A 12,983-nucleotide genomic window follows, 5' to 3' on the forward strand; every position below is an offset into this window, starting at 1 on the left:
CGGGTTTTTTATTGCCCGGCGTGCGCCGTCGCGTGCTCGACCGCATCGACGAACGCGCGCTTCAGCGGGCTGTCGAGATCGGTCCACGCGAGCCCGATGCCGCTACGGTGACCGGCCAGGTCGAGCGGTCGCGCGAGCACGTTCGGCGGCAGCGCGTTGGCCGCCTGCGCCGGAATCAGCCCGATCCCCATCCCCGCCGCGACGAGCGCGAGCATCGTCGTGAATTCGCCGAATTCCTGAGCGATCTCGAGCGTCGTGCCCGCGCGGCTCAGCGCGAGCAGCATGTCGTCGTGAAAGCCGGGCGCGTAGCGGCGCGCGAGCACGAACGCGGGGTGGTCGCGCAACGCGGCCGGCGCGATCGTGTCGTACGCGGCGAGCGGATGATCCAGCGGCAGTGCGACGACGAAGCCTTCCTCGAGCACCACCCGCGTGTCGATGCCCGCATACGCGGCCGGCAGCCGGATCATCCCGAAATCGATCCGCCGGTCGCGCAGCGCGGCGATCTGGTCGGGCGTCGGCATGTCCTTCAGTTCGAGCACGATCAGCGGATAGCGCTCTCGCATCGTGCGCAGCACGGCCGGCAGCAGCGTGGGCAACACCGACGATACGAACGCGATCCGCAGCGTGCCGATTTCGCCGCGGCTCGACAGCCGCGCCATCTGCTCCGCGCGCGCGGCCTGCTGCAGCGTCGCGCGCGCTTCCGGCAGGAGCACGCGCCCGGTGTCGCTCAGTTCGACCTTGTGCCGGTCGCGCTCGAACAGGCGCGCGCCGAATTCCACCTCGAGCGCCTTGATCTGCATGCTCAGCGCAGGCTGCACGATGCACAGGCGCTGCGCGGCGCGCCCGAAATGCAGTTCTTCCGCGAGCGTGACGAAGGCGCGCAATTGCTTGAGTTCCATGTGGCGGCGGGCAGAGAGCGGTAATCAATTTTCATGATAACCGGATCAAAAAAGACCATTGGCGCGGGCCGGGCCGACGGCCGAAGATAGCGTGAACGCGAGACCGGCCGCGACAAGGCAGCCGGCTCGACTGGCACGAGGAGACCTCCATGACCCATGCGCTTGACCGATTCCGCCTCGACGGCAGCCGCGCGCTGATTACCGGTTCCGGCCGCGGGATCGGGCTGACGCTCGCCCGCGGGCTCGCGGAAGCGGGCGCGGCGATCGTCATCAACGATCGCAATGAAGAGAAGGCCGCGACGCTCGCGCGCCAGTTCCGCGACGAAGGGTTCGCGGCCGACCATGCGGTGTTCGACGTGGCCGAGCACGCGCAGGTACGTGTGGCGATCGACGACTTCGAGGCGCGCGTCGGCGCGATCGACATCCTCGTGAACAACGCGGGCATCCAGCGCCGCGCGCCGCTCGACGCTTTCGACCCGCACGACTGGCATGCACTGATGCGCGTGAATCTCGACGGCGTGTTCAACGTCGCGCAGGCCGTCGCGCGGCACATGATCGCGCGCGGCCACGGCAAGATCATCAACATCTGCTCGGTGCAGAGCGAACTCGCGCGGCCGACGATCGCGCCGTATGCGGCGACCAAGGGCGCGGTGCGGATGCTGACCAAAGGGATGTGCGCCGACTGGGCGCGCCACGGCATCCAGGCGAACGGCCTCGCGCCCGGCTATTTCGAAACCGAACTGAATCGCGCGCTGGTCGACGACGCGGCGTTTTCGGACTGGCTGTGCAAGCGCACGCCGGCCGGTCGTTGGGGGCAGGTCGACGAGCTTTGCGGCGCGGCGATCTTCCTCGCGTCGGCCGCGTCCGATTTCGTGAACGGCCAGACGCTGTTCGTCGACGGCGGGCTGACCAGTGCCGTCTAACCAGGAGCGCGTCATGCGGTTGCGTTGCATGTGTGTGGTGATCCACGGGCCGAACGACCTGCGGGTCGAGGAGCAGGACGCGGACGAGATCGGCCCGGGCCAGGTGCGCGTCGACGTCGCGATGGGCGGCATCTGCGGCTCCGACCTGCATTACTTCCGGCATGGCGGCTTCGGCGCGATCCGCCTGCAGCAGCCGATGGTGCTCGGCCACGAGGTCGCCGGCACGGTCGCGGAAGTGGCGCCGGACGTGACGTCGGTGAAGGTCGGCGATCGCGTCGCGGTCAATCCGAGCCGGCCGTGCGGCGCGTGCCGCTACTGTCTCGAAGGGCTGCCGAACCAGTGTCTCGACATGCGCTTCTACGGCAGCGCGATGCGGATGCCGCACGTGCAGGGCGCGTTCCGCAACGCGCTCGTGTGCAACGCGGTGCAGTGCGTGAAGGTCGCCGATCACGTGCCGCTGTCGCTCGCGGCGCTCGCCGAGCCGTTCGCGGTCGGGCTGCATGCGGTGTCGCGCGCGGGCCCGCTGATCGGCAAGCGGGTGCTCGTGTCGGGGTGCGGGCCGATCGGCGTGCTGGCGGTCGCGGCGGCGCGCGTGCACGGCGCGGCGGAGATCGTCGCGACCGACGTCGTCGACGCGCCGCTGGCCGTGGCGAGAGCGCTCGGCGCGGACCGCACGATCAATGCGGCGGCCGATGCCGGCTGGGTCGAGCGCTACGGCGCCGACAAGGGCACGTTCGACGTGATGATCGAGTGTTCGGGCAATGCGCGCGCGCTGCGCGACGGGCTGGACGTGATGCGTCCGCGCGGCGTCGTCGTGCAGCTCGGGCTGGGCGGCGACGTGAGCCTGCCGCAGAACGTGGTGGTCGCGAAGGAACTGTCGATCTGCGGCTCGTTCCGGTTCCACGCGGAATTCGCGCTCGCGGTGCAGTTGATCAACGCGGGGCGCGTCGACCTGCGGCCGGCCGTCACGCGCGTGTTCCCGATGCGCGACGCGAACCTCGCATTCGAACTGGCGGGCGACCGCCAGCGTGCGATGAAGGTGCTGATCGATTTCGTGAGCGAGGCCGTGTGACGGTGCGGCGCTAGCGCGTCGCGACGGCAGCGACGCCCCGGCAAAAAGGCACGCCCGCGATGCGCGGTGCGTGCCTTTTTCGTCGTGCGGCGCAAACGGATCGCCGGATTGCCGGACCGCCGGTCTACCGCCTCACTGCGTGACCTGCCGCGAGCCGACGCGCTGCGACGCGAGCCACAGCGCGATCAGCACGCCCGATAGCGCCGCACCCGCGATACACACGCCGCGCCAGCCGTCGAGGCCGTACGCGACGCTTGCCGCGAACGAGCCGAGCGCGCCGCCGATGAAGTAGCTCGTCAGGTAGATCGTCGTCACGCGGCTGCGCGCCTGGCCGGCGAGCGCATAGATCACGCTCTGGTTCGAGATGTGCATGCCCTGCACGCCGACGTCGAGCAGCAGGATGCCGGCGATCAGCGCCGCGAGCGAATGCGCGCCGGTCGCGATCAGCGCGAACGAGCCGAGCACGGCCGCCGCGAACAGGCCGGTCGCCGCATTGCCGTGGCCGCGATCGACGAGCCGGCCGGCCGACGTCGCCGCGAGCGCACCGACCGCGCCGACGATGCCGAACAGGCCGATCTGTCCTTCGGAGTAGCTGTACGGCGGCTGGCTCAGCAGGAACGTGAGGCCGGTCCACAACAGGCTGAAGCACGCGAACACGAGCGCGCCGTAGGTCGAGCGCAGCGCGATCAGCGGCTGCGCGCGCACCAGCGCGACGAGCGACTTCATCAGCGCCGGATAGTCGACGCGCGCGTCGCGGCGATCCTTCGGCAGCTTCACGGCGAGCACGACGGTCAGCGCGAGCACCATCGCCGCGGCGATGCCGTACACCGCCCGCCAGCCGAACCCGTCGGCGATCGCGCCGGCCGCGACGCGCGCGAGCAGGATGCCGAGCAGGAGTCCGCTCATCACGGTGCCGATCGCGCGGCCGCGCGAGCGGGCATCGGCGAGCGACGCCGCGAACGGCACGAGCAGCTGCGTCGAACAGGTGACGAAGCCGACCGCGACGTTCGCGACGACGAACATCGTGAAGTTCGTGCTGAACGTGACCGCGACCAGCGCGACGACGTTGAGCATCAGCAGCCGCACGATCAGCGTATGGCGGTTGACCGCGTCGCCGAGGGGGACGATCAGCAGCAGGCTGGCCGCATAGCCGAGCTGCGTCAGCGTGACGAGATAGCCGAGTTCGGTCGGCGCGCGGCCGAAGCTGTGCGCGATCGCGGCGAGCAGCGGCTGCGCGTAGTAGATGTTGCCGATGACGATGCCGCACGCGCACGCGAACAGCAGCGTCATGCCGCGGGTAAGGGGAGGGTGATTGTCGTGATGCGGTTCCATGGTCGCGAAAAAACGGCGGCGCAGGCCGGCGGCACGGGGCCGTCGGCTGCGCGGGGTGACGGAAATCGGGGCCGGCGTCGACGGATCGGCGGTGAGCCGATGCGCGCCGGGCGGATCGCGGCCGAACCCGGTTCGGGCGGGCGGAGGCAGGGCAGGCCCGGGCGTGCCGCTCCGGTGCGCCGGCAGCGGCGTTGCACGGAAGCGGATGTGCGTATGATGCGGGCATCGACTCATAGCGTCCAAGACTGGATCGTTATGCTCTCCATTGGCAAAACCAATACGTTGGCCGCGATGCTTCTCCGCCACATCCGCTATTTCCTTGCCGTCGCCGAACAGCGCAGCTTCACGCGCGCGGCCGACGCGCTGCACGTGTCGCAGCCGACGCTGTCGCAGCAGATCCGTCAGCTCGAGGACACGCTCGGTGTGCAGCTGTTCGACCGCTCGGGCCGCACGGTGCAGCTCACCGAATTCGGCGAGGTCTATGCACGCCATGCGCGCGCCGCCCTGCACGCGCTCGATACCGGGCAGCGCGCGCTGCACGACGTCGCCGAGCTTGGCAGCGGCTCGTTGCGGCTCGCGATGATGCCGACTTTCGCGGCCTACCTGAGCGGCTCGCTGATCGACGCATTCCATGCCGACCATCCGAACATCGCGCTGACGATCGACGCGATGCCGCAGGAGCGCATCGAGGCGTTGCTCGCCGACGACCGGCTCGACGCCGGCTTCGCGTTCATGCCACCGCGTGCGCCGGACATCGAAGCGCTGCCGCTGTGGGACGAGCCGCTCGCGCTGGTGACGGGCCGCACGCATCGTCTCGCGCGCCGTCGCCGTGCGCTCACGCCGGCCGAGCTCGGCGGCGAGCCGCTGGTGCTGCTGAGCCGCGCGTTCGCGACGCGCGAGCGCATCGACCGGTATTTCGTCGAGCACGGCGCGCGGCCGTTGGTCGCGATCGAGACGAATACGGTTACTTCGGTGCTGGAACTCGTGCGGCGCGGCCGGCTCGCGACGGTGCTGCCCGACGCGGTCGCGCGCGAGAGCGGCGACCTGTGCGCGCTGGAGATCGATCCGCCGTTGCCGACGCGCACGGCCGCGCTGCTCACGCGCAAGGGCGCGTACCGCAGCGTCGCGGCGCGCGCATTCATCGAGCGCGTGCTCGCGTATCGCGATCCGTCGGAACGGTGACCGGACCGGCCGGGCGAAAGGCCGGGCGGCGGCGCGGGAGGATTACGCGCCGGGCGTCGGAAAGAAGACGCCCGCGCGCTGCGCCGCGTTCGCGATGTGCGTTTCGATCGCGGTGCCGGCCGCGGCCGCATCGCGCGCGATCAGCGCGTCGACGATCGCGCGGTGCTCGTGCCACGTCGACAGCAGCAGTTCGCGCCGGTAGAACGGCATGCGCTGGCTTTCCTTCATGATGTCCGCGCTGCTGCGCAGGATCGATTCGATCGCCGCGTTGCCGGCCAGATGGATGATCCGCATGTGGAAGTCGAAATCGAGCCGCGATGCCTCGTCGAGCGCGCTTTCGGTCAGCGCGACGTGCAGGTCGGCGAGATTGTCCTCGAACCACGCGATGTCTTCGTCGCTGACGACGTGCGCGGCCATCCGCGCGGCGAAGCCCTCGAGCGCATAGCGCATCTGGTACGTATCGGGCGGGGACGACTGCTCGGCGAATTGCCACGGATGCGCGGCGGACGCCTGCGCGCTTTCGACGTACACGCCCTTGCCCGCGCGGATGCGCAGCATCCCGAGCGCCTCGAGCGTCGACAGCGCCTCGCGCAGCGACGCGCGGCTGATCTCCAGCTCCTCGGAGAGCTGGCGCTGGGCCGGCAGCAGGCTGCCGACCGGATAGACGCCTGCCTCGATCCGGTCGCGGATCGTCGCGATGGCGGCGTCGGTCACGGTATGCGGAACATTTTTCATGATGTGAACGATGGCCGGTCTGACCGGCATTGTAATCCGCACGCGGGCGGTGCATGACCACCCTACGGGAAAGCCACGATCCGCCCCTTTGCGGGGCGCGCAAACGGGGCGCAGGGGCGGGAAATCCCTATTTTGTCCGTCCTTGACGCCACTATATCGGCTTCCTACTATCCACCATAACATCACTGGTCTTACCAGTATGAACAGACGAAACTGCAACCGTTGGATCGGGAGAGCACCGTGTCGAAATTCCTCAATTCGCTGTTTGGCCGGGTAGTCGTCGCATTGATACTGGGGGTCGCGCTCGGCGCGTTCTTCCCGCACTTCGCCGAGTCGCTACGACCGCTCGGCGACGGCTTCCTGAAGCTGATCAAGATGGTGATCGGCCCGATCGTGTTCTGCGTCGTGGTCAGCGGAATGGCCAATGCGGGCGATCTGAAGAAGGTCGGCCGGGTCGGCCTGAAGGCCGTCGTCTACTTCGAGGTGATGACGACGCTCGCGCTCGGCATCGGGCTCGTGCTCGCGTGGGTCACGCGCCCGGGCGTCGGGATGAACATCGACCTGCGCTCGCTCGACGCGGCATCGCTGTCGACGTACGCGAAGAACGCCGAAAGCCTGAAGGACACGGCCGGCTACCTGATGAAGATCATCCCCGAGACCGCGATCGACGCGTTCGCGAAGGGCGACATCCTGCAGATCCTCGTGTTCGCGGTGCTGTTCGGCTCCGCGCTGTCGCTGCTCGGCGACAAGGCGCAGCGCGTGAACAGCCTGATCGAGGAGCTGTCGCACGTGTTCTTCAAGATCATCGGCTTCATCATCAAGCTCGCGCCGCTCGGCGTGCTCGGCGCGATCGCGTTCACGACCGGCAAGTACGGCGTCGCGTCGCTCAAGCAGCTCGGCTACCTGGTCGCGGTGTTCTACCTGAGCTGCTTCGTGTTCGTCACGGTCGTGCTCGGCGCGGTGATGCGGCTCGCGGGCTTCTCGGTGTTCAAGCTGATCCGCTACCTGCGCGAGGAACTGTCGATCGTGCTCGGCACGGCGTCGTCGGACGCGGTGCTGCCGCAGGTGATGAGCAAGCTCGAATACATGGGGATCAAGGATTCGACGGTCGGCCTCGTGATCCCGACCGGCTATTCGTTCAACCTCGACGGCTTCTCGATCTACCTGACGCTCGCCGTGCTGTTCATCGCGCAGGCCACCAACACGCCGCTGTCCACGCACGACCTGATCGTCGTGCTGCTCGTGTCGCTCGTCACGTCGAAGGGCGCGCACGGCATCCCCGGCTCGGCGATCGTGATTCTCGCGGCGACGCTGTCGGCGATCCCCGCGATTCCGGTGCTCGGCCTCGTGCTGATCCTGCCGGTCGACTGGTTCGTCGGCATCGCCCGCGCGCTGACCAACCTGATCGGCAACTGTGTCGCGACGGTAGTGGTCGCGGTGTGGGAGAACGACATCGACCGTGCCCGCGCGAAGCGCGTGCTGAACCGCGAGCTGCGCTACGTGGCCGATGTGCCGGGCGGCGGCGCCCCGGTCGCGGGCGATCAGGCCCACGCGCTCTGAACCCGACACGCGCGCGGCGCGGCTTCCCCGGCCGCCTCGCGCGACCGAATTTCCTGCGACCGGCGTGATGACGCGCCGGCGCTTCTCAAAATAATGGAGACGACATGGCAGCCCCCATCCTCGATCCGAACGCGCCGGCTTTCACGCGGCGCTACATGAACCTCGCCGATCCGCGCCTGGGCGCGCAGGCGCTCTTCGCCAGCGACGAATTCTTCGCGCCGAAGGAGCGCATGCTCAATCCCGAGCCGGCCGTGTTCATTCCCGGCAAGTACGACGACCACGGCAAGTGGATGGACGGCTGGGAAACGCGCCGCAAGCGCACGACCGGCCACGACTTCTGCGTGGTGCGTCTGGCGCGGCCGGGCGTGATTTACGGCGTCGATCTCGATACGAGCCACTTCACCGGCAACTTCCCGCCGGCCGCGTCGATCGAGGCCTGCGCGGTGGACGGCGACACGCCGCCGGACGATGCCGAATGGCGCACGATCGTTCCCGCGACGACGCTGCAGGGCAATTCGCATCACTACGTGAGCGTCGACGACGCGCGGCCGGTCACGCACCTGCGCGTGAACCTGTACCCGGACGGCGGGCTCGCGCGGCTGCGCGTGTACGGCCAGCCGCAGCGCGACTGGCGCCACGTGCCGGCCGGCGAGCTCGTCGATCTCGCGGCGATCGAGAACGGCGGTTATCTGGTGGCCGCGAACAACCAGCACTTCGGCCCGGCGTCGCAGATGCTGATGCCGGGGCGCGGCGTGAACATGGGCGACGGCTGGGAAACGCGGCGCCGCCGCGAGCCCGGCAACGACTGGGCGATCGTCGCGCTCGCGCGGCCGGGCATCATCCGGCGCGTCGAGGTCGACACGGCGTTCTTCAAGGGCAATTTCCCCGACCGCTGCTCGCTGCAGGCCGCGCACGTCACGGGCGGCACCGACGATTCGCTCGTCACGCAGGCGATGTTCTGGGCCGAACTGCTCGGCGAGCAGAAGCTGCAGATGGACCACGTCCACACGTTCGACGCGCTCGCGGCGCTCGGCCCCGTCACGCACGTGCGCTTCAACATCTTCCCGGACGGCGGCGTGTCGCGCCTGCGTCTGTGGGGCGAGCCGGCTTGAAGGAGGGCAGCGGCATGAGCGGAACTCCGATCCTGCGCGTCGAGCGCCTGACCCGCGAAGCGTTCGCGCCGTTCGGCGACGTGATCGCGCTCGAAGGCGCGCGGCATTTCCCGATCAACGGCGGCACGACCGAGCGCTTTCACGATCTCGCGACGATCGACGTCTGCGCGGACGGCGGCCGGCCGCTCGTCAGCGTGTTTCGCGCGCAGCCGCGCGCGTTGCCGGTCGCGGTCACGCTGATGGAGCGTCATCCGCACGGCAGCCAGGCGTTCATCCCGCTGGCCGCCGTGTCGCGCTACGCGATCGTCGTCGCGCCGGCCGGCGAATTCCGGCCCGACGCGATGCGCGCGTTCCTGGCCGAGGGCTGGCAGGGCGTCAATTATGCGAAGGGCGTCTGGCACCATCCGCTGCTCGCGCTCGACACGGTCAGCGATTTCGTGATCGTCGATCGCGGCGGCCCGCAGCCGAACTGCGACGAGATCCCGCTGGAACGCGCGTGGGCGCTCGATTTCGAGCCGGCCTGCGCGGGCGCCGAAGGGCTTTCGTAAGCATGCCGGGCGCGCGGCAGGCGCGCCGAAAAAGCACACGGCCCGGGCGGCGAGATGCCGGCCGGGCCGTGCTGCGTGTACGGGTGGCGCGCTTCAGTGCTTGCGGTGCGGACAGTTCTCGGTCGTGCACGAACCGTACATCGCGAGCGAATGCTCCTGGAGCCGGAAGCCGCGCTCCTTCGCGATCGCCTGCTGGCGGCTCTCGATCTCGGCGTCGAAGAATTCCTCGACGCGGCCGCAATCGAGGCACACGAGGTGGTCGTGGTGCGAACCTTCGTTCAGCTCGAACACCGCCTTGCCGGATTCGAAGTTGCTGCGCGACAGCAGACCGGCCTGCTCGAACTGCGTCAGCACGCGGTAGACGGTGGCGAGCCCGATGTCGAGCTGCTCGTTGAGCAGGTTGCGGTAGACGTCTTCGGCCGTCAGGTGGCGCACGGGGCTCTGCTGGAAGATCTCGAGAATCTTGAGGCGCGGTAGGGTGGCCTTTAGCCCGATATTCTTGAGATCCGTCGGATTGGTCATGGCTAGGCATCCCTAGAGTACAATGCAGGGCTTCAATGTTACCGGCTTTTCGCCGTTCCAGATATACGCGCGGCCTGCACGCGGGCCAGCACGGTGAAGGAAATGATCCCAGAATCGCTTTCGCACTTTCAGAGGAGTCGCATGCGGAGTGCCATCATCGCTGCCGCCGCCGTTGTCGCGCTGGCGGGTTGTTCGTCGTACGACAGCGTGACGCAGCGCATTGCGCAGAGCATCACGCCGTATCGGATCACCGTCGTGCAGGGCAACTTCGTGTCGCAGGAGAAAGCCGCACAGTTGCAGGCCGGCATGACGCGCGAGCAGGTCCGCGCGCTGCTCGGCACGCCGCTGCTGGCGGACATGTTCCACGCGGATCGCTGGGATTACCTCTTCTACTTCAAGCGCGGCTCGACGTCGATCGTCCAGCAGCGTGACCTCGTGGTCAACTTCTCCGGCGATCGCGTCGCGAGCTGGACCGGCGCCGACAACCTGCCGTCCGAACTCGACCTGCTGGCCGACATCGACGGCGATCGCGGCGGCAAGAAGGCGAAGGCCGCTGCCGCGGCGAAGAAGGCTTCCGAAGCCGCTGCGGCCGCGAGCGCCGCGCAGGCTGCCGCTGCCGCGAGCCCGGCCACGGTGCCGGCGTCCGGCGCGGTGGTCGACCAGGATGCGAACGCCCAGGCGGCGCGCGCGGCGAACCGCGCGACCAACCAGGTGTCGGGGCAGGGTTCGGGTTCGCGCCGGTTCACGCCGGCCGCGCAGGCTTCGGGCGGCGCGCCGGTGCCGGGCGGGCAGCCGCCGGGCGCCGCGCCGGCGATCCAGCCGCAGTTCCAGTTCCATCGTCCGCCGCAGCCGAACGTGTCGAACGAAGCGTCGCCGCCGGTCGGCCCGCAAGGCTCGGACAACCTGCAGAACCAGCCGCTCACCGCACCGGCGCAGTAAGCGGCCGGCGTGCGGAAACGGGGCGGCATGCGCCGCCCGCCTTTAGACTTGTCGTGTAGAAAGCCATGAAGATTGCGATTGCCGGCGCATCGGGCCGAATGGGCCGGATGCTGATCGAAGCCGTTCTCAACGATGCCGACGCGCAGCTCGTCGGCGCGCTCGACCGCGCCGGTTCGCCGTTCCTCGGGCAGGACGCCGGCGCGTTCCTCGGCAAGGACACCGGCGTCAAGCTGACCGACGACCTCGACGCCGTGTTCGCGCAAGCCGAGTACCTGATCGATTTCACGCGTCCGGAAGGCACGATGGCCCATATCGAGGCCGCGCTGCGCCACGACGTGAAGCTCGTGATCGGCACGACCGGCTTCACCGCCGAGCAGAAGGCCGACCTGCAGGCCGCGGCGGCCAGGATCGGCATCGTGTTCGCGGCGAACATGAGCGTCGGCGTGAACGTCACGCTGAAGCTGCTCGAATTCGCGGCGCAGCATTTCTCGCACGGCTACGACATCGAGATCATCGAAGCGCATCACCGCCACAAGGTCGATGCGCCGTCGGGCACCGCGCTGATGATGGGCGAAGCCGTCGCCGGCGCGCTCGGCCGCTCGCTCGACGACTGCGCGGTGTACGGCCGCCACGGCGTGACGGGCGAGCGCGACCCGTCGTCGATCGGCTTTGCCGCGGTGCGCGGCGGCGACATCGTCGGCGACCACACCGTGCTGTTCGCCGGGATCGGCGAGCGCATCGAGATCACGCACAAGTCGTCGAGCCGCGTGTCGTACGCGCAGGGCGCGTTGCGGGCGGTGCGCTTCCTGTCGGCGCGCGGCGCCGGCCTGTTCGACATGCAGGACGTGCTCGGCCTGCGCTGACACCGCGAGGAAACTCCGATGGCGATTCCCACCGGCGTTGTCCACTACCTCGAAAGCGGCGATGCGATCACGCACGCCGTCTCCTATGTGCTGCTGGCGATGTCGGTCGCCAGCTGGTGCTTCCTCTTCATGAAAGCCTGGCTGCTGGTCCGCGCGAAGCGGCAGGGGCCGCGCGCGCTTGCCGCGTTCTGGCGCGCGCCGTCGCTCGACGCGGGTATCGCCGCGCTGGCCGGCGCCGATCGCGAGCGCGTGTTCGTGCCGCTCGCCGAAGCCGCGCGCGATGCGGCCGACGACCACGACCCCACCGCGCTGGCCGCGCGCGTCGAGCGTAGCGAACGCGTGCTGCGCGCGTTGCGTCACGCGATGCTGCGCTCGCAGCGGCGCCTCGAATTCGGCCAGGTGCTGCTTGCGTCGATCGGCAGCACCGCGCCGTTCGTCGGGCTGCTCGGCACCGTGTGGGGCATCTATCACGCACTCGGCAGCATCGCCGCGAGCGGGCAGGCGCAGATCGAGAACGTCGCGGGGCCGGTCGGCGAGGCGCTGATCATGACCGCGTTCGGGCTGGTCGTCGCGATTCCCGCGGTGCTCGCGTACAACATCCTCGGCCGGCTCGTCCGGCAACTCGCCGAGGAACTCGACGGCTTCGCACGCGATCTGCACGTCTTCGTGTGCGCGCAGGGCGCCTGACGCGCCGGCTCCGGAGGAACGACCATGGCATTCGGCGGGCTCGAGCACCACAAGACGTCCGCGCCGATGGCGGAGATCAACATGACGCCGCTGATCGACGTGATGCTCGTGCTGCTCGTCATCTTCATCATCACCGCGCCGCTGATGACGCACGCGATCCGGCTCGACCTGCCAAAGGTCGCGGCGAGTGTCGTTCGCGACACGCCGCAATCCGTCACCCTGTCGATCGACGACGCGGGCAAGCTCTACTGGGACGACGCACCGGTGGCGCTCGACGCGCTGCCCGCGCGGTTCAAGGCCGCCGCCGCGGGCGCCGCGCCGCCCGAGCTGCGGCTGCGTGCGTCGCGCGCGACGCGCTACGACGTGATCGCGCAGGTGATGGGCGCCGCGCAGGCCGCAGGCCTCACGCGGATCGGCTTCGTGACCGACGTGCCGCCGGCGGGTGCCCCAGCCGGCGCGAAACCCTGACGCGCCGCCGGGCCGCCGCGCCGGTCATCAGGCAAATTCTCGCTGTCGCCGGGTCGGGCCGCACGCCGCAAGACCGGCCGGATGCACCGGCGCTGACGGTATAATCATTGTTTTTCCCGGCTGGCAGGTTTCTTTCCAGGT

General features: G+C 69.2%; 14 protein-coding genes. 10 read left to right on the plus strand and 4 right to left on the minus strand.

What is annotated here, in order from left to right:
• Positions 1-8: 8 nt before the first annotated feature.
• Complete coding sequence (locus SY91_RS05340; RefSeq protein WP_043887107.1) at positions 9-899, minus strand: LysR family transcriptional regulator; 891 nt, start codon at positions 897-899, stop codon at positions 9-11.
• Between the two features lie 149 nt (positions 900-1,048).
• On the opposite strand from SY91_RS05340, the gene SY91_RS05345 reads away from it, so the two are divergent.
• Positions 1,049-1,822, plus strand: coding sequence for an SDR family NAD(P)-dependent oxidoreductase (locus SY91_RS05345; protein WP_023475571.1), 774 nt, complete (start codon positions 1,049-1,051; stop codon positions 1,820-1,822).
• A 13-nt stretch (positions 1,823-1,835) separates the two neighbouring features.
• Positions 1,836-2,894 carry an L-idonate 5-dehydrogenase gene (locus SY91_RS05350; protein WP_023475572.1) on the plus strand — a complete coding sequence of 353 codons (1,059 nt, stop codon included), beginning with the start codon at positions 1,836-1,838 and terminating at the stop codon, positions 2,892-2,894.
• Between the two features lie 132 nt (positions 2,895-3,026).
• Here SY91_RS05350 and SY91_RS05355 read toward each other — a convergent pair whose 3' ends face one another.
• A complete protein-coding gene (locus SY91_RS05355; protein ID WP_043887109.1) occupies positions 3,027-4,226 on the minus strand; it encodes an MFS transporter in 1,200 nt (399 codons plus the stop codon).
• A 291-nt stretch (positions 4,227-4,517) separates the two neighbouring features.
• Here SY91_RS05355 and cynR point away from each other — a divergent pair, with 291 nt between their 5' ends.
• A complete protein-coding gene (gene cynR, locus SY91_RS05360) occupies positions 4,518-5,408 on the plus strand; it encodes a transcriptional regulator CynR (protein ID WP_043887120.1) in 891 nt (296 codons plus the stop codon).
• Between the two features lie 42 nt (positions 5,409-5,450).
• On the opposite strand, the gene SY91_RS05365 is transcribed toward cynR, so the two are convergent.
• Entirely contained in the window at positions 5,451-6,173 is a 723-nt protein-coding gene (locus tag SY91_RS05365) for a FadR/GntR family transcriptional regulator (protein WP_012327888.1), read from the minus strand.
• A gap of 210 nt (positions 6,174-6,383) precedes the next feature.
• Between SY91_RS05365 and SY91_RS05370 the strand changes: the two genes are divergently transcribed.
• The 3 genes from SY91_RS05370 to SY91_RS05380 all read left to right on the plus strand — a co-directional run bounded on the left by SY91_RS05370 (position 6,384) and on the right by SY91_RS05380 (position 9,363).
• Positions 6,384-7,703, plus strand: a complete 1,320-nt coding sequence (locus SY91_RS05370; RefSeq protein ID WP_023475575.1) for a C4-dicarboxylate transporter DctA — start codon at positions 6,384-6,386, stop codon at positions 7,701-7,703.
• Positions 7,704-7,807: 104 nt separating this feature from the next.
• A complete protein-coding gene (gene alc / locus SY91_RS05375; protein WP_104012445.1) occupies positions 7,808-8,815 on the plus strand; it encodes an allantoicase in 1,008 nt (335 codons plus the stop codon).
• A gap of 14 nt (positions 8,816-8,829) precedes the next feature.
• Positions 8,830-9,363 (plus strand): ureidoglycolate lyase, encoded by a 534-nt coding sequence (locus SY91_RS05380; protein ID WP_185921100.1) that lies wholly within the window; start codon positions 8,830-8,832, stop codon positions 9,361-9,363.
• Positions 9,364-9,456: 93 nt separating this feature from the next.
• On the opposite strand, the gene fur is transcribed toward SY91_RS05380, so the two are convergent.
• Positions 9,457-9,885, minus strand: coding sequence for a ferric iron uptake transcriptional regulator (fur, locus tag SY91_RS05385; RefSeq protein ID WP_006400349.1), 429 nt, complete (start codon positions 9,883-9,885; stop codon positions 9,457-9,459).
• 141 nt (positions 9,886-10,026) lie between these two features.
• On the opposite strand from fur, the gene SY91_RS05390 reads away from it, so the two are divergent.
• The 4 genes from SY91_RS05390 to SY91_RS05405 all read left to right on the plus strand — a co-directional run bounded on the left by SY91_RS05390 (position 10,027) and on the right by SY91_RS05405 (position 12,842).
• Positions 10,027-10,824, plus strand: coding sequence for an outer membrane protein assembly factor BamE (locus SY91_RS05390; RefSeq protein WP_062884119.1), 798 nt, complete (start codon positions 10,027-10,029; stop codon positions 10,822-10,824).
• 65 nt (positions 10,825-10,889) lie between these two features.
• Positions 10,890-11,687 carry a 4-hydroxy-tetrahydrodipicolinate reductase gene (gene dapB, locus SY91_RS05395; RefSeq protein ID WP_011544568.1) on the plus strand — a complete coding sequence of 266 codons (798 nt, stop codon included), beginning with the start codon at positions 10,890-10,892 and terminating at the stop codon, positions 11,685-11,687.
• Between the two features lie 18 nt (positions 11,688-11,705).
• Positions 11,706-12,374 carry a MotA/TolQ/ExbB proton channel family protein gene (locus tag SY91_RS05400; protein WP_023478171.1) on the plus strand — a complete coding sequence of 223 codons (669 nt, stop codon included), beginning with the start codon at positions 11,706-11,708 and terminating at the stop codon, positions 12,372-12,374.
• A gap of 24 nt (positions 12,375-12,398) precedes the next feature.
• Positions 12,399-12,842, plus strand: a complete 444-nt coding sequence (locus tag SY91_RS05405; protein ID WP_185921101.1) for an ExbD/TolR family protein — start codon at positions 12,399-12,401, stop codon at positions 12,840-12,842.
• Positions 12,843-12,983: the final 141 nt, after the last annotated feature.

The organism is Burkholderia cenocepacia (assembly GCF_014211915.1).
GTDB classification, from domain to species: domain Bacteria; phylum Pseudomonadota; class Gammaproteobacteria; order Burkholderiales; family Burkholderiaceae; genus Burkholderia; species Burkholderia orbicola.

Excerpts from the sequence above, each read along its gene's own strand:
- SY91_RS05340 (WP_043887107.1), bottom strand. The coding sequence starts at position 899 with ATGGAACTCAAGCAATTGCGCGCCTTCGTCACGCTCGCGGAAGAACTG.
- SY91_RS05345 (WP_023475571.1), top strand. The coding sequence starts at position 1,049 with ATGACCCATGCGCTTGACCGATTCCGCCTCGACGGCAGCCGCGCGCTG.
- SY91_RS05350 (WP_023475572.1), top strand. The coding sequence starts at position 1,836 with ATGCGGTTGCGTTGCATGTGTGTGGTGATCCACGGGCCGAACGACCTG.
- SY91_RS05355 (WP_043887109.1), bottom strand. The coding sequence starts at position 4,226 with ATGGAACCGCATCACGACAATCACCCTCCCCTTACCCGCGGCATGACG.
- cynR (WP_043887120.1), top strand. The coding sequence starts at position 4,518 with ATGCTTCTCCGCCACATCCGCTATTTCCTTGCCGTCGCCGAACAGCGC.
- SY91_RS05365 (WP_012327888.1), bottom strand. The coding sequence starts at position 6,173 with ATGCCGGTCAGACCGGCCATCGTTCACATCATGAAAAATGTTCCGCAT.
- alc (WP_104012445.1), top strand. The coding sequence starts at position 7,808 with ATGGCAGCCCCCATCCTCGATCCGAACGCGCCGGCTTTCACGCGGCGC.
- SY91_RS05380 (WP_185921100.1), top strand. The coding sequence starts at position 8,830 with ATGAGCGGAACTCCGATCCTGCGCGTCGAGCGCCTGACCCGCGAAGCG.
- fur (WP_006400349.1), bottom strand. The coding sequence starts at position 9,885 with ATGACCAATCCGACGGATCTCAAGAATATCGGGCTAAAGGCCACCCTA.
- SY91_RS05390 (WP_062884119.1), top strand. The coding sequence starts at position 10,027 with ATGCGGAGTGCCATCATCGCTGCCGCCGCCGTTGTCGCGCTGGCGGGT.
- dapB (WP_011544568.1), top strand. The coding sequence starts at position 10,890 with ATGAAGATTGCGATTGCCGGCGCATCGGGCCGAATGGGCCGGATGCTG.
- SY91_RS05400 (WP_023478171.1), top strand. The coding sequence starts at position 11,706 with ATGGCGATTCCCACCGGCGTTGTCCACTACCTCGAAAGCGGCGATGCG.
- SY91_RS05405 (WP_185921101.1), top strand. The coding sequence starts at position 12,399 with ATGGCATTCGGCGGGCTCGAGCACCACAAGACGTCCGCGCCGATGGCG.